Origin of the sequence: Promicromonospora sp. NPDC019610 (genome assembly GCF_044389365.1) — a bacterium.
Classification (GTDB): domain Bacteria; phylum Actinomycetota; class Actinomycetes; order Actinomycetales; family Cellulomonadaceae; genus Promicromonospora.
In genome coordinates this window covers 647,761-672,485 of record NZ_JBIRXX010000001.1, presented here as the reverse complement: position 1 = coordinate 672,485, position 24,725 = coordinate 647,761, and the positions used below count along the sequence as shown (strand labels likewise).

General features: G+C 74.1%; 23 protein-coding genes. 8 read left to right on the top strand and 15 right to left on the bottom strand.

The features are described 5' to 3' along the window. Window positions 1–13 precede the first annotated feature (13 nt). From ACH45N_RS02950 to ACH45N_RS02925, 6 genes are all read right to left on the bottom strand, one after another. A complete protein-coding gene (locus ACH45N_RS02950; RefSeq protein WP_397390985.1) occupies window positions 14–484 on the bottom strand; it encodes an Rv3654c family TadE-like protein in 471 nt (156 codons plus the stop codon). Next, window positions 481–825 carry a TadE family type IV pilus minor pilin gene (locus ACH45N_RS02945; RefSeq protein ID WP_397390983.1) on the bottom strand — a complete coding sequence of 115 codons (345 nt, stop codon included), beginning with the start codon at window positions 823–825 and terminating at the stop codon, window positions 481–483. The genes ACH45N_RS02950 and ACH45N_RS02945 overlap by 4 nt, the downstream gene beginning before the upstream one ends. 3 nt (window positions 826–828) lie before the next feature. Next, window positions 829–1,047: a DUF4244 domain-containing protein gene (locus ACH45N_RS02940; protein WP_397390981.1), complete on the bottom strand. Its 219-nt coding sequence runs from the start codon at window positions 1,045–1,047 to the stop codon at window positions 829–831. Window positions 1,048–1,221: 174 nt separating this feature from the next. After that, a complete protein-coding gene (locus ACH45N_RS02935) occupies window positions 1,222–2,394 on the bottom strand; it encodes a type II secretion system F family protein (protein WP_397390979.1) in 1,173 nt (390 codons plus the stop codon). Next, window positions 2,388–3,548, bottom strand: a complete 1,161-nt coding sequence (locus ACH45N_RS02930) for a TadA family conjugal transfer-associated ATPase (RefSeq protein WP_397390977.1) — start codon at window positions 3,546–3,548, stop codon at window positions 2,388–2,390. The genes ACH45N_RS02935 and ACH45N_RS02930 overlap by 7 nt, the downstream gene beginning before the upstream one ends. Then, window positions 3,545–4,330: a pilus assembly protein FlpE gene (locus ACH45N_RS02925; RefSeq protein WP_397390975.1), complete on the bottom strand. Its 786-nt coding sequence runs from the start codon at window positions 4,328–4,330 to the stop codon at window positions 3,545–3,547. Before ACH45N_RS02925 ends, ACH45N_RS02930 begins: the two co-directional genes overlap by 4 nt. 274 nt (window positions 4,331–4,604) lie before the next feature. Between ACH45N_RS02925 and ACH45N_RS02920 the strand changes: the two genes are divergently transcribed. Continuing rightward, window positions 4,605–5,435, top strand: a complete 831-nt coding sequence (locus ACH45N_RS02920) for an HAD family hydrolase (protein ID WP_397390973.1) — start codon at window positions 4,605–4,607, stop codon at window positions 5,433–5,435. A gap of 168 nt (window positions 5,436–5,603) precedes the next feature. Continuing rightward, window positions 5,604–6,161: a GNAT family N-acetyltransferase gene (locus ACH45N_RS02915; protein WP_397390971.1), complete on the top strand. Its 558-nt coding sequence runs from the start codon at window positions 5,604–5,606 to the stop codon at window positions 6,159–6,161. Between the two features lie 587 nt (window positions 6,162–6,748). On the opposite strand, the gene ACH45N_RS02910 is transcribed toward ACH45N_RS02915, so the two are convergent. Further along, the gene (locus ACH45N_RS02910) at window positions 6,749–7,840 is read right to left on the bottom strand and encodes an NADH:flavin oxidoreductase/NADH oxidase (RefSeq protein ID WP_397390969.1); all 1,092 of its coding nucleotides are present in this window, start codon (window positions 7,838–7,840) and stop codon (window positions 6,749–6,751) included. A gap of 181 nt (window positions 7,841–8,021) precedes the next feature. On the opposite strand from ACH45N_RS02910, the gene acs reads away from it, so the two are divergent. Further along, window positions 8,022–10,052, top strand: coding sequence for an acetate--CoA ligase (gene acs / locus ACH45N_RS02905; RefSeq protein WP_397390967.1), 2,031 nt, complete (start codon window positions 8,022–8,024; stop codon window positions 10,050–10,052). A 49-nt stretch (window positions 10,053–10,101) separates the two neighbouring features. On the opposite strand, the gene ACH45N_RS02900 is transcribed toward acs, so the two are convergent. Beyond that, complete coding sequence (locus ACH45N_RS02900) at window positions 10,102–10,611, bottom strand: flavin reductase family protein (RefSeq protein ID WP_397390965.1); 510 nt, start codon at window positions 10,609–10,611, stop codon at window positions 10,102–10,104. A gap of 137 nt (window positions 10,612–10,748) precedes the next feature. Here ACH45N_RS02900 and ACH45N_RS02895 point away from each other — a divergent pair, with 137 nt between their 5' ends. After that, window positions 10,749–11,348, top strand: a complete 600-nt coding sequence (locus tag ACH45N_RS02895) for a helix-turn-helix domain-containing protein (protein WP_397390963.1) — start codon at window positions 10,749–10,751, stop codon at window positions 11,346–11,348. On the opposite strand, the gene ACH45N_RS02890 is transcribed toward ACH45N_RS02895, so the two are convergent. The 7 genes from ACH45N_RS02890 to ACH45N_RS02860 form a co-directional block, all read right to left on the bottom strand. Further along, window positions 11,317–12,672 (bottom strand): amidohydrolase family protein, encoded by a 1,356-nt coding sequence (locus tag ACH45N_RS02890; RefSeq protein WP_397390961.1) that lies wholly within the window; start codon window positions 12,670–12,672, stop codon window positions 11,317–11,319. The two genes, ACH45N_RS02895 and ACH45N_RS02890, sit on opposite strands and share 32 nt — an antisense overlap. Further along, entirely contained in the window at window positions 12,669–13,493 is an 825-nt protein-coding gene (locus tag ACH45N_RS02885; protein WP_397390959.1) for a creatininase family protein, read from the bottom strand. Before ACH45N_RS02885 ends, ACH45N_RS02890 begins: the two co-directional genes overlap by 4 nt. Next, window positions 13,493–14,851 carry an FAD-binding oxidoreductase gene (locus ACH45N_RS02880; protein WP_397390957.1) on the bottom strand — a complete coding sequence of 453 codons (1,359 nt, stop codon included), beginning with the start codon at window positions 14,849–14,851 and terminating at the stop codon, window positions 13,493–13,495. The genes ACH45N_RS02885 and ACH45N_RS02880 overlap by 1 nt, the downstream gene beginning before the upstream one ends. 9 nt (window positions 14,852–14,860) lie before the next feature. Beyond that, a complete protein-coding gene (locus tag ACH45N_RS02875) occupies window positions 14,861–16,045 on the bottom strand; it encodes a hypothetical protein (protein ID WP_397390955.1) in 1,185 nt (394 codons plus the stop codon). A gap of 113 nt (window positions 16,046–16,158) precedes the next feature. After that, window positions 16,159–17,001, bottom strand: coding sequence for an ABC transporter permease (locus tag ACH45N_RS02870; RefSeq protein ID WP_397390953.1), 843 nt, complete (start codon window positions 16,999–17,001; stop codon window positions 16,159–16,161). Beyond that, window positions 16,998–17,768 carry an ABC transporter ATP-binding protein gene (locus ACH45N_RS02865; protein ID WP_397390951.1) on the bottom strand — a complete coding sequence of 257 codons (771 nt, stop codon included), beginning with the start codon at window positions 17,766–17,768 and terminating at the stop codon, window positions 16,998–17,000. Before ACH45N_RS02865 ends, ACH45N_RS02870 begins: the two co-directional genes overlap by 4 nt. Before the next feature lie 5 nt (window positions 17,769–17,773). Further along, window positions 17,774–19,126: an amidohydrolase family protein gene (locus tag ACH45N_RS02860; protein WP_397390949.1), complete on the bottom strand. Its 1,353-nt coding sequence runs from the start codon at window positions 19,124–19,126 to the stop codon at window positions 17,774–17,776. Window positions 19,127–19,271: 145 nt separating this feature from the next. Here ACH45N_RS02860 and mshD point away from each other — a divergent pair, with 145 nt between their 5' ends. The 4 genes from mshD to ACH45N_RS02840 all read left to right on the top strand — a co-directional run bounded on the left by mshD (window position 19,272) and on the right by ACH45N_RS02840 (window position 24,542). Continuing rightward, window positions 19,272–20,264: a mycothiol synthase gene (mshD, locus tag ACH45N_RS02855; protein WP_397390947.1), complete on the top strand. Its 993-nt coding sequence runs from the start codon at window positions 19,272–19,274 to the stop codon at window positions 20,262–20,264. 57 nt (window positions 20,265–20,321) lie between these two features. Beyond that, window positions 20,322–22,817 carry an RNA degradosome polyphosphate kinase gene (locus ACH45N_RS02850; protein WP_397393781.1) on the top strand — a complete coding sequence of 832 codons (2,496 nt, stop codon included), beginning with the start codon at window positions 20,322–20,324 and terminating at the stop codon, window positions 22,815–22,817. A gap of 14 nt (window positions 22,818–22,831) precedes the next feature. Next, the gene (locus ACH45N_RS02845) at window positions 22,832–23,848 is read left to right on the top strand and encodes an NUDIX domain-containing protein (protein ID WP_397390945.1); all 1,017 of its coding nucleotides are present in this window, start codon (window positions 22,832–22,834) and stop codon (window positions 23,846–23,848) included. A 94-nt stretch (window positions 23,849–23,942) separates the two neighbouring features. Continuing rightward, window positions 23,943–24,542, top strand: coding sequence for a hypothetical protein (locus ACH45N_RS02840; RefSeq protein WP_397390943.1), 600 nt, complete (start codon window positions 23,943–23,945; stop codon window positions 24,540–24,542). Window positions 24,543–24,725: the final 183 nt, after the last annotated feature.

Here is a 24,725-nt window from a genome sequence, read left to right as displayed (position 1 = left end):
CATAGCAGTGATACTACGATTCGTTGGGGTTCCACGTCACCCCCTTTTCCCGAGGCCCGGCCCTCGCGGTCGCTCTCGCCGACCCGAGCGCGCCACCGAGCTCCCCGGCCGGCCCGACGGCGGCGCACGTCGCGACGACCCGCACGACCCCGCCGCCGAACACCTCGCACGACACGATCTCCGCGCCGTTGCGCGCGACGGCCGCGCCCGCGGTCCCGCACGGGTCGAACCCGTCGCGCAGCGCGGTCGCGCCGGCGATCGCACCGAGGTCGGCCGCCGCCTGCGCGGTACCGCGCGCGCTCTGGGCCGCGCCGAGCGCCGCGATCCCGACCGCGAGCAGCAGCGCCGCGGCGACGATCCCGAGCACCAGGACGGTGCCGGCGCCGCGCTCGGGATCGTTCCGTGGGCGAGCCCGCGCCGCACCACGCGGCCATGGATCCCGCCGCCCCGCGCCGCCCCGCCCGGAGCCGTCGACAGACCTCACGGCTCCACCCAGGCCGCCGCCGTCCCGGTGGCCCGCAGCGGGCCGGACACCCAGCCGCCGGAGACCGGCCGCGTGACGGTCACCCGCACCCACTCGCCCTCCCGTGCGAGCGACATCTCGGCCTCCGGCCCGCCCACCCGCGCGACGACCGCCGCCACGGCGTCGCCCTGCTCCCCGATCGCCACCGCCCGCGCCCCCGCGCGGGCCGCGTCCAGGGCGCGCATCTGCGCCGTGGACGCGGCCACGAGGGTGAGCACGGCGACGAGCACGAGGACGACGGCCGGCAGCCCGATGGCCAGCTCGGCCGTGACCGTGCCGCGTTCCGACTCACGCTCCGCCATGGATCAGCCGGCCGTCAGCGCCGACTGGATGAGCGACGTGAGCATGGACTTCACGTCACCGCCCTTGAGGACCGCCATCAGCGCGCCCGCGAAGGCGGCCGCAGCGAGCGTCGCGATCGCGTACTCGGCCGTGGCCAGCCCGCGCTCCGACTCGCGCCCGTCGGCCTCCGCCCGCGACCTGTCGTCCGGCTCGGGACAGGCCACCGCTGTCGTGATCGTCATGTCTTCTCCTTCTGCTCCGCCCGCTCGCACGCCTCACGGCCTGCTCGCGGGCACCCTGTACGGCCCGTCGCGACGGGCCCCGTCCGCCGTACGGCGGGCGGCACCGGCGCACCTGGGCGCGCCGAAGTCGTCATCTCTCGCCGGGTGCCGACTACCCGGCACCCGTGTCCCAGCTCAGCCCGTGAGCAGGTCGATCCCGAGGGCCAACAGCACCGGGACCAGGCCCACCAGCACGAACGCCGGCAGGTAGCAGACACCCAGCGGCAGCACGAGCCGTACCCCGAGCCGTGCCGCGGCGGTCCGGCTGGCCGCGCTCCGCACGTGCCGCACCTCCGCCCCGGCGGCGCGCAACGCCTCGCTCGGTGCGGCGCCGTCCAGCCACGCACCCCGCAGCGCGTGCACCACCGGGGCGAGGGCCGGCGGCGTCTGCACCCATGCCCGCTCCCAGGCGGCGCCGAGCACGAGCGCGTGCGCCGCGCGGGCAAGCACCTGACCGTCGGGACCGTCGACGGCGGCGCCCACCGCCTGCAGCGCACGCGGCACCCCCGCTCCGGATCGCATCGCGGCCGCCAGCAGCTCCAGCACCACCTGGACGTCCACGCCGGACCGCTCCGCCCCACCCGCCGTGGCCACCAGCCGGTCCGACCAGACCCGCCCGGCCACGAGCAGCACCACTCCGGCCACCAGGGCCGCCGTCCCGACGCCGCCGTCCGTGGCCGTACCCACCGGGTCGGCGCCGAGCACCCACCCGAGGAACCCGCCCGCGACCGGCAACCACATGAGCAGCCGACCCGTGGTCCGCGGCCCGGCGAGCGCCGTGTCCCGTTCGGCCTGCGCCTCGGCCTCGGCGACGAGGGTCGCCGCGACCTGCTCCAGGACCCGGCCGAGCGGCGCCCCGACGTCGAGCGCGAGCCTGGTCGCCGCCACCACCGCCTCGGCGTGCCGGCAACCGAGCACTCGGCCCAGCGCCTCGACGTCGGGCACGCCCGCGAGGTCGACGCCCACCCCCGCGGCGCGCGACCACGCGGCACCGGGCGGCGAACCCGCCTTGAGCAGCGCGACCACCTGCAGCACGACCACCCGGACGTCGCCGCCAGTCCCACGGCCACCCATCCCACGTCGGCCCGCTGCTCGCCCGCCCGCCCCTCGTCGGCCCAGCCGGCCGGTCGCCGGTCCTGCCGGCCCGGCTCCGGGGACGACGGCGACGCTCACCGCAGGACCAGGGACGGCACCCGCGCCCGATCCGGCGAGCACCTCGCGCAGCCGCCGACCACCGCGCGCCAGCACGAGCCAGGCGCCGACCGCCACGAGCAGTCCCACACCGAGCGACTCCACGACCCTCAGCACGGCCCGTACCTCCCGACCAGCTCGCTCCAGGTGCTCGGATCCGTCGTCCACCCGCCGTTGCCGTCCCAGCGCCCGGCGGTGCGCACCTCCAGCTCGCCGCTCGGGCCGCGTCCCACGAGCCCGATCTCCGCCAGGTACCGCGTCCCGTGCCCGCGCCGCAGGTGCAGGACCACGTCCAGCGCGCCCACCGCCTGCGCGGCCACCGCCTCCCGGGTCATCCCGGCCAGGCCCGCGAGCGCCTCCAGCCGGGCCGGGACCACGCCGACGGCGTTGGCGTGCAGCGTCGCGAAGCCGCCGTCGTGGCCGGTGTTCATCGCCATGAGGACCTCGCGCACCTCGGCGCCGCGGCACTCGCCGAGCACGATCCGGTCGGGCCGCATGCGCAGGGCGTTCCGCACCAGGTCGGCCAGGTCCACGGCGCCGGCGCCCTCGACGTTGGCGCGCCGGGCGGCGAGGTGCACCACGTGCGGGTGGACGGGACGTAGCTCGCGCGCCTCCTCGACGGTCACCACGCGTTCGCCGTCCGGCACCAGGGAGAGGAGCGTGGAGAGCAGTGTCGTCTTGCCGGTGCCCGTACCCCCGCTGATCAGCACGTTCGCCCGGCTCTGCACGAGGGAGCGCAGCAGGTCCGCCCACTGCCGCGGCAGGGCGCCGCCGGCCACGAGCTCGTCGAGGGTGAAAGCGCGGGTGCGCAGCACGCGCAGGGAGATCAGGGCGCCGGCCTCGGCCAGGGGTTCGAGCACGGCGTGCAGCCGGGTGCCGTCGGGCAGACGCGCGTCCACGGTGGGGCACGCGTCGTCGAGGCGCTGTGCGCCGAGGGCCGCCAGGCGGACGGCGAGCGCCCGCACCTCCGCGGCCGACCCCAGGTCGACCGCGACCCGCTCCAGGCCGGCGCCCCGCTCGACCCACACGTCACGGGGGCCGTTGACCAGCACATCCGTGACGTCGGGCGCGTCGAGGAACGGCTGCAGCGGGCCGGCGCCCGTGAGCTCGGCCCGGGCCGCCCGCTCCAGGTCCCGCAGGGCGTCGGACCCGAGCACGCGCCCGGAGTCCCTTACCGCGGCACGCACGGCGGCGTCCGCGCCGGACCGACCCGTCGCGAGCCGAGTGCGGACGTCGTCGAGCAGGGGCGGCTCGACAGGGATCGCGGTCACAGCGCGGCCGCCACGTTGGCCGCGAAGCGGCCGAGCAGGGTCCGGTGCGCCACGGCGGGGCCCTCGCCGCACTCGATCGCCCGCGCGAGCCCGGCATCGCGGCCCAGGACCCCGATCGTGGGCAGCCCGAGCGCGGCGGCGACGTCGTCGGGGTCGACCGTGCCAGGCGCGGGACCGCGTGCCACGACGCGCACGTCGGTCACGTCCGCGGCGTGGAGGGCGTCGCGGACCCGCTGCGCACCGACGGCCGCGGGCAGGGTCAGGGGAACGACGAGCAGCACCGTCTCGCAGGCCGCGAGAAGCGCTCGCACGGCCTGGGCGCCGTCGCCGGGCGCACCGGTCCGGGCGCCCCCACCCCGCCGGGTCGCGGAACCCCACGCGCCGGGCCGCGGCAGGTCGAGCACGAGCGTCTCCCCGGCACGGACGAGCCCGCGGCACACGCCGAGCACCACGTCGTCGTCCGGCGGGGCCCCTGACGGCGTGCCGCTCAGCACGGGTACCGCGCCCCAGCGGGGCAGCGCCGCGACCACGCCGAGCCCGTCGACCTCACCGCGCGCCTCGACGAGGTCGGGCCAGCGCGCGCCGCGGCCGCCGTCGATCCCGAGCAGCAGGTCCGTACCCGGCGCGTGGGCATCCAGGTCGACGAGCGTGGCGCGCTCGCCACCGCGACGCAGGCCGTGGGCGACGCACGCCGCCACCACCGACGTGCCCGCGCCACCGCACGCCCCGACGGCCCCGATCACGCGACCCGGCTCCGGCCGGGCACCACCCGTGCTGCTCATCGCGCCCCCTCCGGCACAGGTCCGGCGGCCGGTCCGGCCGCCGGCCCGGGCACTCCGCCCGGGTCCTCGACCAGGTTGGCCGCCCCCCTGTACCCCGCGCTGCCGGCATCGGCGCCGCTGTGCACGGACGGCGAGAAGTGGTGCCTGTGGTCGGGCTCGGACACCCGTCCTGCGGTGCGGAGGGTCTGTGGTCCGGGCGGACGAGTTTCATCCAGGCGGAAGAAATCACGGCACGGGACCCTGCTCCGGCGGGCTGCCCCGCTAGGCTCGTCGCGTGACCGAGCAGGTGCCTCAGATCGCTTCTCGACCGCAGCCGCGCGCCCAGCGCACCGCCGCGTTCTTCGATCTCGACAAGACGATCATCGCCACGAGCTCGTCGGCGGCGTTCTCCAGACCGCTCCTCGCGGGCGGGCTCCTGTCGCGTGCCGACGTGCTGCGGAGCGCCTATGCCCACTTCATCTTCATGATCGGCAACGCTGACGCCGACCAGACCGAGCGGATGCGCGCGCACCTCTCGTCACTCGTCACCGGCTGGGACGTGGAGAAGGTTCGGCAGATCGTCACCGAGACGGTGCACGAGCTCATCGACCCCTACGTCTACGCCGAGGCCGTCGAGCTGATCGAGGAGCACCACGCCGCGGGCCGGGACGTGGTGGTGGTGTCGGCGTCCGCCGCGGTGCTCGTGGAGCCCATCGCGGCGGTGCTGGGCGCGGACCACGTGCTCTCCACGCAGATGACGGTCCGGGACGGCCGCTTCACCGGTGAGATCGACTTCTACAACTACGGCGACAACAAGGCCGTCGGCGTCCGCCGGCTCGCCGCGAGCGAGGACTACGACCTCGCGCGAAGCTTCGCCTACTCCGACTCCATCACGGACGCCCCGATGCTGGCTGCCGTGGGCCACGCCTACGTGGTCAACCCGGACCGGGTCCTCAGGCGCCGGGCCGCGCAGTCCGGCTGGGGCGTGCTGGCGTTCACCCGGCCGATCGCGCTGCGCCCACGCATCGAGCCCCTCCCGCTCCTCGCGGTCGTGGGCACCGTGGCCGTCGGAGTCACTGTCTGGCTCGTCTGGCGCGCCGCCCGACGCCGCGCACGCCGCCTCTGAGGCCGGTACCCCACGCCACGGCAGAGCCGGTGCTCACGCCGAAGTAAGAGGTCGACCGAAATTGACGCCGTCGGGCAGACTCCGACCCATGTCGTCGAACTGAGCGATTCGCCTGTCGTGCGCCGCCGGGCGCACCGCATTCGCCTGCCCTTCGACGATCGGAGTCCCGTGAGCTTCACAGTGCGCCCCTACCTGCCCGACGACGAGCCCGGCTGGCTCCGCTGCCGGGTCCTCGCCTTCCTGGACACTCAGTACTACGACGACGTCACGCCGCATCGCACGTCGTTCGACCTCCCGGCGGTCTGCCTGGTGGCGGTCGCGGACGACGGGACGATCTGCGGGCTGCTCGACGTCGAGATCGACGGCGACGCGGCGACGATCGACACCGTCGCCGTCCACCCCGACCACGGCCGCCGGGGCATCGCCACCGCGCTCCTCGATGCGGCGATCCCGCAGGTCAGGGCGGCCGGGGCAACCACGCTCGACGCCTGGACGCGCGAGGACGCGGCCGCGAACGCCTGGTACCTGCGCTCAGGTTTCGCCGAGAACCACCGCTACCTGCACGTGTACAAGGGCGGCGACGATCCCGCGGCCGGGTTCGCCGCACCGGACGGGCTCTCCACACCGGTGATCGCGTTCCTGCACGCCGACATCTCGCGCGAGGCAGAACTGCGTGCACGGTTCACCCGCGTCCACGTCTGCCGCCAGTACCTGCGCCGCCTCTGAGCCCGCCGACCGTAGATCCGCAGGCGCTGCGCCTCAACCCGGCGGTCGCAAAAGGTCAAGGATCGGTAAGGCCGAAGATTTTCCCCGGCAATTGCGCAGATGACAGGAATTGGCAATTGTGAAGATCACCGCGCTCAGGTTGCTTTTGTCACCGACAGGCAGTGTGATTGTGTTCACAGCAAGTATTCAGGGCGGCAGGGACCGTGCCCTGGGGGTCGAAAGGGTGCGAGCCTGATCGACGGCGAGCGACGTGCACGGTCAACCCCGTCCAGCTGGTGAGAGCGGAATCCGGCTTGAGGATGCTCCCGGATTCCGTACTCGATAGGCCGAGATCTCGCCACCGCGGTGGCCGGGCCCTCGCACTTCCGGATCGCGAACGGAAATTGCGAGGAGCCCGGCCGCACGGCGAATCGTTTCGCGGAATACCCGCCGGCCGGAAAAGAATGACCACACCCGGAATTCTCCCGGCGTTCAAACGCCGTCAGCCGGGATTCCCGCCCTTTGCATGGCACCCTCGCCGCAGCGCCTTCCCGACGCGTCCGGCGCCCGCGGCGTCACCGATCACCGGCACAGATCACCGGCACCGGTCACCGCCACTGCGCCCGCGAGTACTGCGGCTGCACCCCCACGCCGGCGTCCACGGGAACGGTCCCGATCTTGTCGCGCAGCGTGTGCGCCGCGCGCAGCGGCCAGTGCGGGTCGCGCAGCGCCTCGCGGCCGATCATGACGGCGTCCGCCGAGCCCTCCACGAGGATCTGCTCCGCCTGGACCGGCTCGCTGATCAGCCCCACGGCGCTGACCGGCAGGCCCGACACCTCGCGCACGCGGCGGGCGTGCGGCACCTGGTAGCCCGGCCCGACGGTGATGTGCGCCGGCGCCACGCCCCCGGTCGAGACGTCCACGAGGTCGGCTCCGAGCGTGCCCAGCCGGCCCGCGACGGAGGCGACGTCGTCCACCTCGAGGCCGCCGTCCAGCCAGTCCGTCGCCGACAGCCGCACGAGCACCGGCAGCTCGTCGGGCCACGCGGACCGCACCGCGCCCACCGTCTCCTCGACGAGCCGCGAGCGCGCCTCGGCCGACTCGCCGTACCCGTCCGCACGCAGGTTGGCCAGGGGCGACAGGAACTGGTGCAGCAGGTAGCCGTGCGCGGCATGCACCTCGACGGTGTCGAAACCGGCCTCGCGGGCCCGGCGCGCGGCCGCCGCGAAGTGCTCGGGAACGTCTGCCACCTGCTCGGCGGTCATCTCCGCGGGGGTGGCGAAGCCCGGGTAAGGGTGGGCCGACGGCCCGACGGTCGGCCAGCCGCCGTCGGCCACCGGGACGCTGCCCTGCTCCGGTGCCCACGGGCGGAAGGTCGACGCCTTGCGCCCCGCGTGCGCGAGCTGGATGCCGATCCGCGCGCCGCGCGCGTGCACGAAGTCGACGATCCGCTTCCACCCGGCAGTCTGCTCGTCGTTCCAGATGCCCGTGTCCTGCGGCGAGATGCGCCCCTCCGGCACGACGGCGGTGGCCTCGGTCATGACGAGGCCGAACCCGCCGGCGGCCCGCGCGCCGAGGTGCACGAGGTGCCAGTCGTTCGGGAGCCCGTCGTCCGCCGAGTACCCGCACATCGGCGCCAGCCAGGCGCGGTTCGGCAGGGTGAGGTCACGCAGGGTGATGGGTTCGAGAAGGAGGCTCACGTCAGGCCGTAACGTGGCCGGTCCCGGGTCAATTCCGGGGCAGCGGCACGACGTCTCAGGAAGTGACACCGGGTTGTGAGGGGTGTCACCGTCCGGGACTACACTCACCGACCAGAGACAACGTCAAGGCAGCCCCAAACACCTGCCCGAACGAACGCGAAGACGCGCACCGGAGGTCACCGTGACAGACACCAACCCGACGTCGGGCTCGGCATCCAGCCCCAGCCTCGAGAACCTTCTGCACGAGACCCGGAGCTTCCCGCCCAGCGCGGAGTTCGCGGCTCAGGCGAACGCCCAGGCCGACCTGTACGAGAAGGCGTCGGCCGACCGCCTGGAGTTCTGGGCCGGCCAGGCCCGGGAGCTCGTGACCTGGAAGACGCCGTTCACCGAGACGCTGGACTGGAGCGGGGCCCCCGTCGCGCGCTGGTTCGCCGACGGCACGCTGAACGCCGCGTACAACGCCGTGGACCGCCACGTCGAGGCCGGCAACGGCGACCGCGTCGCCATCCACTTCGAGGGCGAGCCCGGCGACACCCGCACCGTCACGTACGCCGACCTGCAGCAGGAGGTGTCCCGCGCGGCGAACGCGCTGACGGCCCTGGGCGTGCAGACCGGCGACCGCGTCGTCATCTACCTGCCGATGCTCGTCGAGTCCGTCGTCGCGATGCTGGCCTGCGCCCGCATCGGCGCCCCGCACTCCGTGGTCTTCGGCGGCTTCTCGGCCGACGCCCTGCGCAGCCGGATCGCCGACGCCGAGGCCACGCTGGTGATCACGGCGGACGGCGGCTACCGCCGCGGCGCGCCGTCGGCCCTCAAGCCGGCCGTCGACGAGGCCCTGGCCCCCAAGGAGGGCGCCGACCCGACCACGGTCCGGAAGGTGCTCGTCGTGCGGCGCACCGAGCAGGACGTGGACTGGGTCGAGGGCCGGGACGTGTGGTGGCACGAGGCGCTGGCCGAGGCCTCCGACCAGCACGAGCCGGTCGCGGTCGAGGCCGAGCACCCGCTGTTCATCCTGTACACGAGCGGCACCACCGGGAAGCCGAAGGGCATCCTGCACACCACCGGCGGTTACCTCACGCAGGCCGCGTACACGCACAAGAACGTGTTCGACCTGAAGCCGGAGACCGACGTCTACTGGTGCACCGCCGACGTCGGCTGGGTCACCGGCCACTCCTACGTGGTCTACGGGCCGCTCGTGAACGGCGCCACGCAGGTCCTGTACGAGGGCACGCCCGACACCCCGCACCGCGGCCGGTGGTGGGAGCTGATCGAGAAGTACAAGGTCTCGATCCTCTACACGGCCCCGACGGCGATCCGCACCTGCATGAAGTGGGGCGACGACATCCCGGGCGGGTTCGACCTCTCCTCCCTGCGCGTGCTCGGCTCGGTGGGCGAGCCCATCAACCCCGAGGCGTGGATGTGGTACCGCCGCGTGATCGGCGGCGACAAGGCGCCGATCGTCGACACCTGGTGGCAGACCGAGACGGGCGCCATCATGATCAGCCCGCTGCCCGGCGTGACGGCGACCAAGCCCGGCTCGGCGCAGGTCGCACTGCCCGGCATCGACGCGACCGTGGTCGACGACGAGGCCCAGCCCGTGCCCGACGGCGGTGGCGGCTACCTCGTGCTCTCCGAGCCGTGGCCGTCCATGCTCCGCGGCATCTGGGGCGACCTGGAGCGCTACAAGGACACGTACTGGTCGCGGTTCGACGGTCTGTACTTCGCGGGCGACGGCGCCAAGAAGGACGAGGACGGCGACATCTGGCTGCTCGGGCGCGTGGACGACGTGATGAACGTGTCCGGCCACCGGCTGTCCACCACCGAGATCGAGTCGGCGCTGGTGTCGCACGAGATCGTGGCGGAGGCCGCCGTCGTCGGCGCCGCGGACGAGACCACCGGCCAGGCCGTCGTCGCGTTCGTGATCCTGCGCGGCAGCCACGCCGGCCGGGCCTCCACGCCGGAGGGCGCCGCCGAGGTGCAGAAGGAGCTGCGCGACCACGTGGGCAAGGAGATCGGCCCGATCGCGAAGCCCAAGAAGATCCTCGTGGTGCCGGAGCTGCCCAAGACCCGGTCCGGCAAGATCATGCGCCGCCTGCTGCGCGACGTCGCCGAGGACCGCGCGGTGGGTGACGCCACGACGCTGGCCGACTCCTCCGTGATGGACCTCATCACGGCGGGCCTGGCGGCGCCGTCGGCGTCCGCGGAGGACTGACCTGCTCCCGGACGCCGGGGTGGCGCGACCACCCCGGCGTCCGGCGCGCTCAGTCGCCGGGCCCGACCTCGTGGAACGTGCGGTCGAAGTGCACCAGGGCGCGCCCCTCGGCGGACCGGGCGGCGTGCACCCGGACCACCCGCCCCAGGAGCAGCAGGTGGTCGCCGGCCTCGACCTCGGTCCAGGTCTCGCACTCCAGCACGTGCCGCGCGTCCTCGACGAGGACGGGCACGCCGCCCTCACCCGGCCGCACGGCGAGACCGGCGAACTTGTCCGGCGCCTTGGAGGCGAAGACCGCCGCGACCTCCCGCGCGTCGTGCGCCAGCACGTGGACGGCGAACCGGCGTGCCGCCCGCAGCGGCCCGAGCGTCCGGCTGGAGTGCGCGACCCCGACGGCGACCAGCGGCGGATCCAGGCTCACGCTCATCACCGCGGTGGTCGTCAGGCCCGCGAGCACGCCGCCCGCAGCCGTCGTCACCACGCACACGCCGCTCGCCAGCCCGGCCATCGCGTCCCGGAAACCGTCGGCGACGGGATCGAGGGGCGATGTTGATGACATCAACATAGCTCCATCCTCCGTGCCCGATGTTTCGCCGGGATCACTCCGGCGCGCGGGTTCTGTTACGGCTGCGGACGAGCCCCGAAACGCGCCGCGACACCACTTCCCGAGGGCCCGCTTCCCCTAGCATTCGAGGCATGGACGTACGTATCGACGAGGCCACCGACCCTCTCGATCGATCGGTCAGCCGCCTGGGTCAGAAGATCCGCGGGTTGCGGCACGCCCAGGGCCTGACGCTCGTCCAGCTCGCCGAGGCGACCGGCCTCTCGCACTCGTTCCTCAGCCAGGTCGAGCGCGGCCGGGCACGGCTGAGCATGTCGTCCCTGTTCCGCGTCGCGGACCGCCTGGGCACCACCCAGCAGCTCCTGCTCACCGAGGGCACGGCTCCGGCGGCGGGCGGCACACCCGTGGTGCGCCGGACCGACGACGCATCGGCCGCCTCGGCGGGCGGCGGCACCGTCCGGGCCCTCGCGCCCGCCGGCGACCGCCCGTTCGACCCGATGGAGTACACCGGCACCTCCCGCGAGCCGGGTCCGTACTGGGCGCACGACGAGGACGAGTTCGCCTACGTCGTGGAGGGGCACGTGCTGCTCGACCTCGACGGGACGCTGGAGAGCGCCGGGCCGGGCGACTCCGCCTTCTACCGCGGCGGCACCCGCCACCGCTGGGCCAGCGCCGACGGCGAGCCCTACCGCCTGCTGGTCGTCAAGCAGCGACTCCCGAGAGACGCCGGCTGAGCCCGCGCGCGACCTCGCGCTCGTCCGCCGTCACCAGGCGGCCGTCCCGGACGACCACCCGTCCGCCGACCACGACGTGGCGCGGTCTGCGGCCCGGGGCGGCCCAGAGCAGGCCGGCGACCGGGTCGGCCACCCCGGCATCCGCCACGCCGCTCACGTCCCAGACGCACAGGTCCCCGGCCGAGCCGGGTTCCAGCCGGCCGAGCTCGGGCCTGCCGAGCCCGTCCGCCGACCCGGCGCCGGCGGCGTCCAGCAGCTCGCGCGCCGTGAGCTGACGGCCGACCAGGGCGGAGACCTGCAGGGCGAGCCGCGCGTCCGCGAGCAGGTGGCCGGCGTCGTTGGACCCGCCCCCGCTCGTACCGAGGCCCACGGTGATGCCGGCGGCGAGCAGCCGCGCCACGGGTGCCACGCCCCAGCCCATCGGCACGTCGCAGCCCGGCGCGTGCGTCGCGGACACACCGGAGGCGGCGAGGCGGGCGATCTCGTCGTCGGTCACCTCGCACAGGTGCGCGACCGTGACGTCGGGGGCCAGCCAGCCCCACTCGTCCAGCAGGTCCAGCGGACGGCGGCCGTAGCGCTCCAGCGCCGCGACCACGTCGACCTGCTCGTTGGCCTGGGTCCGACGGCGCAGGCCACGCCGCGCCGCCACCTCGCCCAGCAGCCGGAACGTCGGCTCGCCGTCGCTGTGCACCCCGGCGGGGCCGACGGCCACCTGCACGCGGCCGTCGGCCCGCACGCCGCCGGGCGCGTCACCCACCAGCGCGGCGGCGATCGCGTCGGCGCTCGACGCCGCCGCCTCGGCGTCGTCGCCCGCGGAACCGCGGACCAGCACGAGGCGCGCCCCGAGCTCGTCGGCCGCCCCGGCCGCCGCCCGCGCGAGATCCACCGTCTCCGCGGCCGAGAGTGCCGCGGGCCAGGTCAGGTGGTGGTCGGCGACGGTCGTGACGCCGCTGAGCAGCGCCTCGGCGAGCCCCGCGCGCGCGGCGAGGCCCACCAGCTCCGCGTCCACCCGGGCGCGCGCATAGGCGGCGGCCATCAGGCCGAGCCACTCGCGCATCGGGACGCCGCGGGTGCCGGGCAGCGTCCGGAAGGCCGTCTGGAGCAGGTGGTGGTGGGCGTTCACCAGGCCCGGCGTGACGACGCAGCCGGTGGCGTCGAGCACCTCGACGCCCACAGGCCCGCCGTCCACAGGCCCGACGGCCCCCACGCTCACCACCCGGCCGTCCACACCCACCACGACGTCGCCGCCCGGCTCACCCTCGACCGCGCCCGGCCCGGTACGCACCGCGAGCGCACCCCGTACGGCCAGCCCCGTACCACTCACCCGCGGTCCCGCGCCGTCAGCCCCGCGGCCCCGTCTGCCGGGGTGGTGAACCGGGACGCCTCGACGAAGGTGCGCACGAGGTGCTCGACGGCATGCTCGAACAGCTCCTTGCCCGCCTCCGCGGTCGCCGTCGTCGGGTCGCCGATGTGGCCGTCGGGGCCGAAGTCGCTGGAGAGCCAGCCGAACGACGTCGGCCGGCCGAACCCGATCTGCTCGTACGCGAGCAGGTCGTCCGGCACGCGCCGCTCGGCGCGCTCCATGCGGACCAGCTCCGGGCGCAGGTGCAGCATGAGCGAGGTCTCGCCGTGGCCGCCGTGCACGCCCAGCCCGTGCTCCGCGCCGGACGCCGGGGCGCCGCCCTGGTCGCGCGGCGTCGCGACGTGCGCGAAGAAGGTGCGCAGCCCGAACCGGCGGCGCAGCTCGCGGTTGGCGACCTGGCCGAGCGCGGAGTTGCCGCCGTGCCCGTTGACGAACAGCAGCCGGGTGATGCCCGAGGCCGCCACGGACCGGCCGACGTCCACCAGCACGCGCATGAGTGTGTCCCAGGACAGCCAGATCGTGCCGGGGAAACCGGCATGCTCGTCCGACTTGGTGTAGGCGAGCGGTTCGAGCAGCACGACGGACGCCGCACCGGACGCCGTCACGGCCGCAGCCGCCGCCGTCGCGGCCTCGCTCGCCGTGACCAGGTCCGTGGACACCGGGAGGTGCGGGCCGTGCTGCTCGATCGCGCCGAGGGGCAGCACCGCCACGGTGTCGTCGGGCAGCGCCTCGATCTCCGGCCACGTCAGGTCGGCGAACCGCGGTGCCCGGGCCGCGCCCATCAGCGCACCCCGATGTTGACGCGGGTGTCGACCGGCGGCGCGTCCACGAGCTTGCCCGGGTTGAGCAGCGCCTTCGGGTCGGTGGTGCGGGCCGTCTCGCGCGCGAGGTCGACGTGCCGGTCCACGTACCACTGGTGCGGCGAGTGCACGCCGAGGCCGAGCGCCTCCAGCCGCTCGATCCCGGCGAGCGCCTCGGCCTCGGAGACGTAGTCGGCGACCACCATGGCCAGCGGGGCGGTGCCCATGAGCTCCAGGTGCAGGTGGACGTCGCCGGGGTAGACCGCCCGGACCTCGTCCTCGCGCTCCCAGTGCGCCCGCCCGCCGGTCTCCATGTGGAACCAGGTGCGCTCGGGGTGCGCCTGCTGCAGGTGGTAGACGGGGTGGTTGTACGACATGGACGACAGCTTGTCGGTCTCCGCGTAGTCCGCGAGGCTGGCCACCACCTCGCCGCCCGCCGCCACGACCCGCGCCTCGACCTCGGCCGCGGTCGAGGCCTCGGCGATGACCCGCAGGCTGTACCGCTCGGGGTCGAGCGGCACGGTGGCGGGCAGGCTCGGCACCAGCGCGGGCGGGTCCGCGGACGCGAGCCGCGGCAGCACCGGCAGGTCGAGCAGCGAGCGGTGCACGCCCGTGAGCGACGCCCAGTCGTCGAAGGCCGCGTAGACGGCCACCCAGTCGCGGGCGGGGTCGGTGGCGATCTCCAGCTCCACGATGACGCCGGTCACGCCGTAGACGTGCACGTACGGCAGGACGTCGGGGCCGGTCACCGTGAACGTGGTGCCGCTGCCGTCCATCGGGGCGACGGTGAGCGAGAGCACGAACCCGTCGGAGGTGGACCCGTGCTCGATCGTCCCCGTGCCGGCCGAGCCGCCGCCCACGAACCCGCCGATCGTCGTCCCCTTGGTGGACGGGTAGATCCAGATGTCCCGCCCGGCGGCCCGGGCCGCCACGTCGATCGCGCTGATCTTCGCGCCCGCGCCCGCGGTCACCGTGCCCGAGTCGTTGACCCGGATCGTGTCGAGGCCGCGCAGGTCGAGCACGAGCCCGCCGTCGAACGGCGTCGCCTGGCCGTAGTTGCCCGTGCCCGACCCGCGCGGGGTCACCGGGACGTCGTGCTCGTAGGCGATGCGCAGCACCTGCGCCACCTCGTCCGCGGTGGTCGGGCGCACCACGGCGTCCGGCAGGTACCGGCCCGCGGGGACCTTCTCCCGCAGGATCGGCGACATGCGCGACCAGTCGGACGACGCCTTGAGCAGCAGCTCGGCCTCGACGGAGACCAGCTCGGGCCCGAGCGTGCGGGCGATCTCGGCCGCGGCCAGCGCGGACCGTCCTGCGATGTTCGGTGTCTCGTCGGTCATCGGTGCGCGTCAGCTCCCCATCGAGATGGTGTCGTCGGTGAACTCGTTGGTGTAGAGCGACTCGGGCTCGATGTCCGCGGACTCGATCTGGCCGGCGTCCACGAGGATCGGCGCGAAGGTGTCGACGATCTCGGTCATGCGGTCGGGGTCGATCCTGCCGAACACCCCGGAGGCCGGGTCGTCCACCACGAGGTCGAGGTCCTTCTGGGCCTGGACGGAGAAGTCGGCCACGCCGAGCGAGTAGGTCCACCCGGTCTGGTACTGGTCGACGAGGTCGACGATCAGCTCGTTGGTGGCCTGCGGGTCGTCGAGGTAGTCGAGCTGGGCCTGCTGCAAGACCGGCACGAGCTTGGCCAGGCAGTCGGCGTTCTCCTCGACCTTGTCGGCGCGCACCGCGAGCGCCTCCGGGTAGACCGAGTAGCCCACGTCGGCGAGGAGCTGGTAACCGACCGGCTTGCCCCACTGCGGGATCTCGTTCTCGTAGATGTACGGCTCGGCCGTGGCGAACCCCTGCTGCAGCACGGCCGGGTCGGAGACGAAGCGCTGCGGCGTGCCCTCGTAGCTGAGGTCGATCTGCGCGTCGTCGATGATGCCCTGGGCGGCGAGCAGACGGGGGAAGACGTCGCCGGACGACACCACGGGGTCGCCGTCGGCGGCGGCGTCCTTGATCGTCTCGGCACCGTCGTGGCTCTCCGGGTCCCACATCACGATCTGCGGGCTGGTGGTGAGCATCGAGGCGACGGTGACCACCGGGTTGTCGGCCAGCGCGGTGATCTGGGCGTCGGTGGTCACCGCGCCGAGCAGGATCGAGTCGTCGAGGTACATGAGCGACGGGACCGGCTGGAAGTTCACGTTCGGCCCGCCGGGCCGCACCTCGATGTCCACCCCCGTGTCGACGCCCTGGGCCACCAGGGAGCCGGTGACCGACTTGGCGTCGGTGTCCACCGTGCGGTCCGGGCCGACCAGCGAGTACATCGCCCCGTGCTCCGCCTCGGGCTGCCAGTCCTGCTGCATGACGACGGTCGCGGGGCACACGTCGGACAGGTCGAGGGGCCCGCCCGCCTCCGCCGCCGGCGCGTCGACCTGGCCGGTGCCGCCCGCCTGGGCGTCGGCGGTGCCGGTGCCGCAGGCGGTCAGGGCGAGGAGCGGGAGGACGGACAGGGCGGCGACCGCGAGGCGTCGCGGCCGGGACAAGGCCGTCCGGGACAGGGGCGCTCGGGACAAGGGCGCTCGGGACAAGGGCGCTCGGGACAAGGGCATGGGGACTCCTGAGGGGTGGAGGGCGGGAACGAGGGGGTGCGCGGCGCTCAGGCGGCGCCGCGGCCGTACCAACGGCCGATGACGGCCCGGTCCAGCGCTGCGAAGACGGAGAACATCGCGACCCCGAACAGCGCGGTGAGGATGATGGCCAGGAACAGGGCGTCCATGTTCAGGCGCAGCGTGTAGGTGCGCAGCAGGCCGCCGATCCCCGGCGAGCCCTGCTGGAAGAAGAAGTCGCCGACGATGGCACCGATGACGCTCAGGCCCGCCGCGTTGCGCAGGCCGGTGAAGATCGACGGGAGCGCCGCGGGGAACTGGAGCTTGAGGAGCCGCTGCACGCGGGTCGCGCGGTTCAGCGTGAACAGGTCGTGGGCAGCGGGACCGGCGGACTGCAGCCCGAACAGCGTGTTCGCGATCATCGGGAACAGGGCGATGATCACGCACACGACGATGCGGGCGCTGAAGCCGTAGCCCATCCAGATCCCGATCAGGGGCGTGAGGGCCAGGATCGGGATGGTCTGCAGGATCACCGCGTACGGGTAGAGGATCTTCTCCGCCCAGCCGGCCTGCGCCATGACGACGGCGTACCCGATGCCGAGCACCACGGCGATCGCCAGCCCGGACAGCGCCACCCCGACGGTCTGCCAGAGGGCGTCGAACATGGGGTTCATGACGTTCGGGTTGCCGAGCGTGTTCGCGAGCACCTCGTGCAGCGGGGGCAGCAGGAAGCGCCGCTCGGGGGTGAGTACGAGGTAGGTGACCCCGTACCAGACGGCGACGATGCCGAGCACGGCCGCGAGCAGCGGCCCGGCCGCGGCGCCGGCGGCGAGCAGCCTGCTCCGGGTGGTGCTCGGTCGGGAGGCCCGCGGCCGGGCCGGGGTGGTGCTCATGAGTGCTCCTCGAGGGCCGCCGAGACCTCGCCGGTGAGCGCCGCGAACTCGGGCTCGTACCGGAGCCGGGGCGGGCGCGGGTAGGACCAGGGGACGGGGATGTCGGCGACCACCCGGCCCGGGCGGCCGCTCATCACGACCACCCGGGTGGAGAGGTAGACCGCCTCGGAGACGGAGTGCGTGATGAACAGCCCGGCGAAGCCCTTGAGCGCGAACAGGCTCTGCAGCTCGGTCTGCATCCGGAGCCGGGTGATCTCGTCGAGGGCGCCGAACGGCTCGTCGAACAGCGCGAGGTCGGGTTCCGCGACGAGGGCCCGCGCGATCGAGACGCGCATCCGCATGCCGCCGGAGAGCTGCCGGGGGTGCTGCTTCTCGAAGCCGGTCAGCCCGACGAGGTCGAGCGCCTCCTGCGCCCGCTTGCGACGGTCCGCCTTCGCGGCACCCCGCAGCTCCCCCGCGAGCTCGACGTTGCGCAGCGCGCTGCGCCACTCCAGGAGCGTGGGCTCCTGGAACACGTACGTCGTCGAGGTGGCGTTCACCTCGACGACGCCGCCGGTCACCTCGTCGAGCCCCGAGGCGAGGCGCAGCAGGGTGGACTTGCCGCACCCGGAGGGTCCGACGACGGAGACGAACTCGCCGGCGGCGACCGTCAGGCTCACCCCCTCGAGGGCCACGGTGCCGGTCGGGAACGCCTTGGCCACGTCGTCGAGCACCAGGGTGCGCGTCATGGACCGGGGTCGCGGGGTCGTCGTGCTCACTGTGCTCACTGGGGTCACCTCACGAGCTGGTCGGGTTGCGGGGCCCCGGCGGCGGCCGGGACGGCGGCCGGTCCGAGGGCGAGGGCGGTCTGCACGCGGGTGTCGGCCACGACGCGGCCACCGGCGACGACCACGCGCGCCAGGGTCGCGCCGGCCAGCACGTCGCCGAGCGGCACGTCGGGCACCAGCACGAGATCGGCACGGTCGCCGACCGACAGGCCGGCGGCGGGGAGGCCGAGCACGGTGCGGGCGCCGGACGTCACCGTGTCGAGCGCCTCGCGTGCCGACAGGTGCGCCGCGGTCATGAGCAGCGACGTCGTCTCGAACGGGTCGCCGCTGCCCGCGGGGTTGAAGGGGTCGCGCAGGTTGTCCGCCCCCGCGGCCAGGGGGACCCCCGCGTCCAGCAGGGCGCGCACGGCGGTCAGCCCCCGGGGCGCGAGGTGCGTGCTGTCGCGGCCCTGGAGGTAGAGGTTGGTGATCGGGAGCGTGACCACCCCCAGGCCGGCTCGCGCCACGAGGTCGACGACGGGGGCGAGGCGGTCCGGCGGCAGCGAACCGAGCCGCACGGCGTGGCTCGCGGTGACGCGCTGCGTCAGGCCGCGCGCGATCACCTCGCGGGCGAGCACCTCGACGTCGAGCACGCCGTCGTCCGGCAGCGCCGTCTGCTCGTCGGCGTGCAGGTCCACGGGCAGACCGGTGCGCTCGGCCAGGTCGAGCACCCGGGTGATCTCCGCGCGGGGGTCGGGGGCCAGGTGCGGGCACCCGCCGAGCACGTCCACGCCGCGGGCGGCGGCCTCCGCGAAGACCTCGGTGGGGGTGTGCCACCCGCCGAGCAGGCAGACCTGGAGCGTCACCGACCCCGCGAGCTCCTCACGGAGGGCGAGCAGCGCGTCCAGCATGCGCAACGGGTCGCCCTCCGCCGGAGCGTCCACGTGGGTCCGGACGGTCGTGATGCCCCGGCTGACGTAGCGCCCCACGGCGGCCCGGGCGCGGTCGAGCACGTCGGCGCCGTCGATGTGCGGGGCGATCTCGCGCCAGCGCTCGATCGCGCCCACCAGGTCTTCTCCCGTCCCGGCGGGGATGCGCGCCGCGGTCAGCGCCTTGTCGAGGTGCGCGTGCGGCTCGGACGCCGCGGGCAGCGCGAGCCAGCCGGTCGCGTCGAGCCGACCTGCGTCGTCGCCGAGGAACGGCGACCGTCCGGCGGGCGCCACGGAGGTGACCCGGCCGGCGTCGATCTCGACGTCGACGAGCTCGCCGTCGACGGTGCGCACGCCGCGCAGGGCGGTGACGTGGACGCCGGCGAGCAGCGCGGCGCCGTCGGGACCACCGACGGGGAGAGGCGCCGACCTCGTGGTGCCGTCGTGCACGGCATCTCCTCTCCGCCGGTCCGGCCGAACGAGAATGTTGATCAGAGGAACATTCGGAACGCTAGAGGCGGCCTGTTTCCGCCGCGTGTCCGGTGCGGCGCGGCCGTGTGAAACGTCGCCCCGCCCCGTGGAGCAAGATGGGTCCATGCGAATCGCCGCCCCCATCGAGATCGGCCCGCTCGACGCCGACGCCCAGCAGGCCGTCCGAGACCTGGCCGCGGCCGCGGAGGCGCACGACGGCGTCGCACCGCTGTCCGAACAGCCCCTGCTCAACCTCGGCACGGACGCGGAGTGGATCACGCACGTCGTGGCGCACACCACGGCGGGCAGCACGATCGGGTACGTCCAGATTGACCGCTCGGGCGAGACCGCGAGCGCCGAGCTGGTGATCCATCCGGAGCACCGCCGGAACGGTCATGGCCGGGTGCTGCTGCGCACCGCGGAGCGGGACGCCACGCTGCCGTCGCGCTCGGGCGAGCCCGGCCAGCACGGCAAGCAGCTGCGCGTGTGGGCGCACGGCGACCTGGAGCCCGCCCGCGAGTTCGCGCGGGCGGCGGGCCTGCGGCCGGTGCGCGAGCTGCTCTTCCTGGCCCGCCCGCTCGCCGGGGCGGACGGCGTCCCGGAGGCGCCCGCCGCCCCCGCGGGCCATCGCCTGCGCACCTTCCGCCCCGGGGCCGACGACGCCGCCTGGCTCCGGGTCAACGCGCGCGCCTTCGCCACCCACCCGGAGCAGGGCCGGATGTCGCTCGACGACCTGCGCGCCCGGCAGGCCGAGCCGTGGTTCGACCCGGCGGGCTTCTTCCTCCTGGTCCCGGACGACGGCACGGTCCCGGACGACGGCACGGTCCCCGAGGACGGCACGGAGGCCGACCCGGTCGCGTTCCAGTGGACCAAGACGGAGCCGGGCCAGCCGGACGGCGCGCGCGACGGCGAGATCTACGCCCTGGGTGTCGACCCCGACCACCAGGGCAAGGGGTTCGGCCGGCTGATGACCGAGGTGGGGCTGGCGCACCTAGCACGTTCCGGGGCCACGCGCGCCGTGCTGTACGTGGAGGGTGACAACGCGGCCGCCCTGGCCACGTACGAGCGCGCGGGCTTCGCACGGGCGGCCGTACACGTGCAGTATGCCCGCCCGTGACGGACGCTCTCCGGGAGCGTCACCCACTGTGTACCGAACGGTGACACCATGAACGACATGAAGGACAGCGTCGCGACCAGCTCCGCCAGGACCCGGGACAAGAATGGCCGATTCATGAAGCAGAGCCCCCGTACGGCAAGCGCTGAACCGACCGACGGCGAGGCCGCTCCGGCGCCGGCCGCCCCGGCGAGCGACGGCGCGCCCGCGGTCACCGAGAAGCCGGCGCAGCGACCCGCGCCGCAGAAGCAGGCCGCGGTGCGGCCCGCCGCACCGAAGCCGGGCGAGCCGGAGGACATCCTGGCGCCGCACTCCCTGGACCCGAGCCTGGCCGCGCACATCGCGGAGCACATCGCGGAGAATCCCGGCGGCACGAGCGTGCTCGACCCGCTGCTGGGTGAGCCGCTGCCGGTCGACCGCTTCGCGGACCGGGAGCTGAGCTGGCTCGCTTTCAACCAGCGGGTGCTGGAACTCGCGGAGGACCCGCGCATCCCGCTGCTGGAGCGCGTGCGGTTCCTGGCGATCTTCGCGTCCAACCTGGACGAGTTCTTCATGGTGCGCGTGGCCGGCCTGCAGCGCCGCATCGCGACGGGCATCGCGGTCACGAGCGCCTCGGGTCTCAGCCCGCGCCAGGCGCTGTCGGCGATCTCCGAGGGTGCGCACACCCTGATGGCCCGGCACGCGCAGGTGTTCGAGGACGAGGTGCAGCCGGCCCTGGCCGCCGAGGGCATCACGCTGGTGCACTGGGAGGAGCTGGACACCAAGGAGCAGGAGCGGCTGCACAAGTTCTTCCGCAAGCAGATCTTCCCGGTGCTCACCCCGCTGGCGGTGGACCCGGCGCACCCGTTCCCCTACATCTCGGGGCTCTCGCTCAACCTGGCGGTCGTGGTGGCCAACCCGGCCACCGGCAAGGAGCACTTCGCCCGCGTCAAGGTGCCGCCGCTGCTGCCGCGCTTCATCGCGGTCGACGCGTCGGGCAAGCCGCGCCGCCCCGGCACCAAGAAGGCCGACCCGCAGCGCGGCCCGCTCTCGTTCGTACCGCTGGAGGAGGTCATCGCCCAGCACCTCGACTACCTGTTCCCCGGGATGGAGGTGCGGGACAGCCACACGTTCCGCGTCACCCGCAACGAGGACGTGGACGTCGAGGAGGACGACGCCGAGAACCTGCTCCAGGCGATGGAGAAGGAGCTCCTGCGGCGCCGGTTCGGCCCGCCGGTGCGCCTCGAGATCGCCAAGGACATCAGCCCGCGCATCCGGGACCTGATCGTCCGGGAGCTGGGCGTCAAGGAGGAGGAGGTCTACGAGCTGCCCGCGCTGCTGGACCTCACGGGCCTCAACCTCATCGCGGACCTCGACCTGACCTCTCTGCACTACCCGCCGTTCGTGCCGTCCACGCACCGGCACCTCGCAGAGGTGGAGAGCTCCAAGCCGACCGACGTCTTCGCCGCGATCCGGCGCCGTGACATCCTGCTGCACCACCCGTACGACAGCTTCTCCACGAGCGTGCAGACGTTCCTGGAGCAGGCCGCGGCCGACCCGAACGTGCTGGCGATCAAGCAGACCCTGTACCGGACGTCGGGCGACTCGCCCATCGTGGACGCGCTGATCGACGCCGCCGAGGCCGGCAAGCAGGTGCTCGCGCTGGTCGAGATCAAGGCCCGGTTCGACGAGGAGGCCAACATCTCCTGGGCGCGCAAGCTCGAGGAGGCGGGCGTGCACGTGGTCTACGGGATCGTGGGCCTCAAGACGCACTGCAAGCTGTCGCTCGTGGTGCGCCAGGAGCCCGACGGCTCCCTGCTGCGCTACTGCCACGTGGGCACGGGCAACTACCACCCCAAGACGGCGCGCCTGTACACGGACCACGGCCTGCTGACCTGCGACCCCGACGTGGGCCAGGACCTGACGCGCCTGTTCAACCAGCTCTCCGGGTACGCGCCGAAGTCGACGTTCCACCGGCTCCTCGTGGCGCCCCGTGCCGTCCGCTCCGGCCTGGTCGAGCGCATCGAGCGCGAGGCGGCCGCCGCCCGTGCGGGCCACGAGGCGTGGGTCAAGATGAAGATCAACTCGGTGGTCGACGAGACGGTGATCGACGCCCTGTACCGCGCCTCCCAGGCCGGCGTGAAGATCGACCTGGTGGTGCGCGGCATCTGCGCCGTCCGCGTGGGCGTTCCGGGGCTGAGCGAGAACATCCGGGTGCGGTCCATCCTGGGCCGGTTCCTGGAGCACTCGCGCATCTTCGCGTTCGCCAACTCGGTGGGCCCGGCCATCGCCGAGGGGCCCCAGACCGGACCCGAGGTGTTCATCGGGTCGGCCGACCTGATGCACCGCAACCTCGACCGCCGCGTCGAGACCCTGATCCGGATCTCCGACCCGACCCACATCGGTGAGCTCCTGGGGCTGCTGGACGAGTCCATGGCGGACACGACGGCATCCTGGCACCTGCTGCCGGACGGCACCTGGGAGCGCCCGTCCTCGGGCTCGGAGGGGAACGGCCTCCGCGACCTGCAGGCGGTCCTGATCCAGCGCCAGCGGCGTCGGCTCGAGCCCGTCCGGTGACGGGCCGGAGGTCGGTGGTGGGTACCGAGCCGACGACGGCGACCTCGCCGCCGGCGGGGATGCACACCCCCGTCGTGATGACGGCAGGCGGCGTCGTCTGGCGCCGTCGGGCCGGAAACGTGCAGGTGCAGCTGGTGCACCGCCCCCGCTACGACGACTGGTCGTGGCCCAAGGGCAAGCTGGAGACCGGCGAGACCTTCCAGGGCGCCGCGATCCGCGAGGTCGCCGAGGAGACGGGCAAGGAGATCGTGCTCGGCCGCCCCCTGCCCGGCCTCCAGTACCTGACGCCGGAGGGCCGCGTGAAGCGGGTGCACTACTGGGCGTCGCGCCGGGCCCGCCGGGGCCGGGACACCGCGGGGCTCGCCGCCCGCGCGCCCGTGGCCCCGGTCGACCGCGAGGAGGTGGACACGGTGGAGTGGCTGGACGCCGCCGACGCGGTGAGCCGCCTCACGCGCGCGTCCGACCGCGGCCCGCTGAACGCCCTGCTCGCCGCCGAGGCCGAGGGCGCGCTGGACACCCGCGCGCTCGTCATCGCGCGGCACGGCCGGGCGGTGTCGCGCACCTCCTGGCACGGTGGCGAGCGCGACCGCCCGCTCACCCCGCTCGGGCACGGGCAGGCCGCGGCGCTGGTCCCGGTGCTGGCCGCCTACGGCGTCGAGCACGTCATCAGCTCCCGCTGGGAGCGCTGCGCCACCACCATCGAGCCGTACGTACGGGCAGCGGGGCTGCGGCCGAGCTACAGCGAGTACCTCACCGAGGCGCAGCACGAGCGGTCGCCGTCGCGCGTCGCCGCGACCGTGGGCGAGCTGCTGGAGGAGACCGCCGAGTCGTCCGTGATCTGCACCCACCGGCCCGTGCTGCCCACGGTGCTGGACGTGCTCGCCCAGCACGCGGAGGGCGCCGTGGCGGACGGCCTGCCCCGCCAGGACCCGTTCCTGGAACCCGGCGAGGCGCTCGTCGCGCACGTCGCCGACACCCCCTCGGGACCGCGCGTCGTGGCCACCGAGAAGGTTGGTCCCCAGGTCTGGTGACCAGATCGACCAGGATCGTGGTGGACACACGTTTCATTTCGGCGCACTATCGGTCACCATGAGCAGCGAGCAACGACCGCCGAGACGGCCGGCCATGCTGGACCCCCGGGACGCCGACGCGCTTCCCGGGGAGGTGGACCCTGCCCTGCGCGACGAGATCGCCCACGCGACGGCCAGAGCCCTCGTGGACCGCGCCCGCACCACCGAGGACCCCGCCGTGGTGGAGCGGCTCATCCACCTCGTCGAGAACGAGGGCCTCGACACCGTGGCAGGCCTGTGGGCGGACGCCGCCGCCGTCTCCCTGCCCGGAGCGCTCTGGCGCCTCTACGTGCTGCGCGAGTGGGTGCGGCGGGACATGTCGACCGTCATGCTCAGGTATCGACTCGGTGTGGACGCCGCCCCGGTCCAGGAGGCCGTCGCGGGCGTGCCGAGCCCGCCCGAACCCGGTGACCTGCAGATACTCGCCGACGCCGTGCTGTCCGGCGTCTTCACCGGAGACCTGGCCGTCGCGCTCGAACGGGCGGGCGCGTTCTGCCGGATCCTCTCGACGGGCGCGGCCTTCGACGCGGACTCCCGCGAGGTCGCCGACCCCACCGGCGCGACCCGGATGACCCGGGGCGCCAGCTCGCTGCTGCGCACGGCGGAAGAGCTGGAACGAGCCGGTGACCTGTGGAGAACCGGCTCCCTGGAGTAGGCCCGCACGCTGTCAAGGCCTCCGCGCGGGCGCGCCCTGTGACGTCCGACCCCCTTGGCAGATCCGCGTACGGGACTACGATGGTCCATGCGACGCCGGGCTGCGGTAGCCCCGGGCTCCACCTCAAGCCGCTACGAGCGGCCCCGCGCCGAGAGGCGCTCCCGGTTCGGCGTCGCCCAACTC

Bases quoted from the DNA above. Each gene is read 5' to 3' on its own strand.
- ACH45N_RS02945 (WP_397390983.1), bottom strand. From the start codon at position 825: ATGGCGGAGCGTGAGTCGGAACGCGGCACGGTCACGGCCGAGCTGGCC.
- ACH45N_RS02940 (WP_397390981.1), bottom strand. From the start codon at position 1,047: ATGACGATCACGACAGCGGTGGCCTGTCCCGAGCCGGACGACAGGTCG.
- ACH45N_RS02925 (WP_397390975.1), bottom strand. From the start codon at position 4,330: ATGAGCAGCACGGGTGGTGCCCGGCCGGAGCCGGGTCGCGTGATCGGG.
- ACH45N_RS02900 (WP_397390965.1), bottom strand. From the start codon at position 10,611: ATGTCATCAACATCGCCCCTCGATCCCGTCGCCGACGGTTTCCGGGAC.
- ACH45N_RS02895 (WP_397390963.1), top strand. From the start codon at position 10,749: ATGGACGTACGTATCGACGAGGCCACCGACCCTCTCGATCGATCGGTC.
- ACH45N_RS02885 (WP_397390959.1), bottom strand. From the start codon at position 13,493: ATGGGCGCGGCCCGGGCACCGCGGTTCGCCGACCTGACGTGGCCGGAG.
- ACH45N_RS02880 (WP_397390957.1), bottom strand. From the start codon at position 14,851: ATGACCGACGAGACACCGAACATCGCAGGACGGTCCGCGCTGGCCGCG.
- ACH45N_RS02870 (WP_397390953.1), bottom strand. From the start codon at position 17,001: ATGAGCACCACCCCGGCCCGGCCGCGGGCCTCCCGACCGAGCACCACC.
- mshD (WP_397390947.1), top strand. From the start codon at position 19,272: ATGCGAATCGCCGCCCCCATCGAGATCGGCCCGCTCGACGCCGACGCC.
- ACH45N_RS02850 (WP_397393781.1), top strand. From the start codon at position 20,322: ATGAAGGACAGCGTCGCGACCAGCTCCGCCAGGACCCGGGACAAGAAT.
- ACH45N_RS02840 (WP_397390943.1), top strand. From the start codon at position 23,943: ATGCTGGACCCCCGGGACGCCGACGCGCTTCCCGGGGAGGTGGACCCT.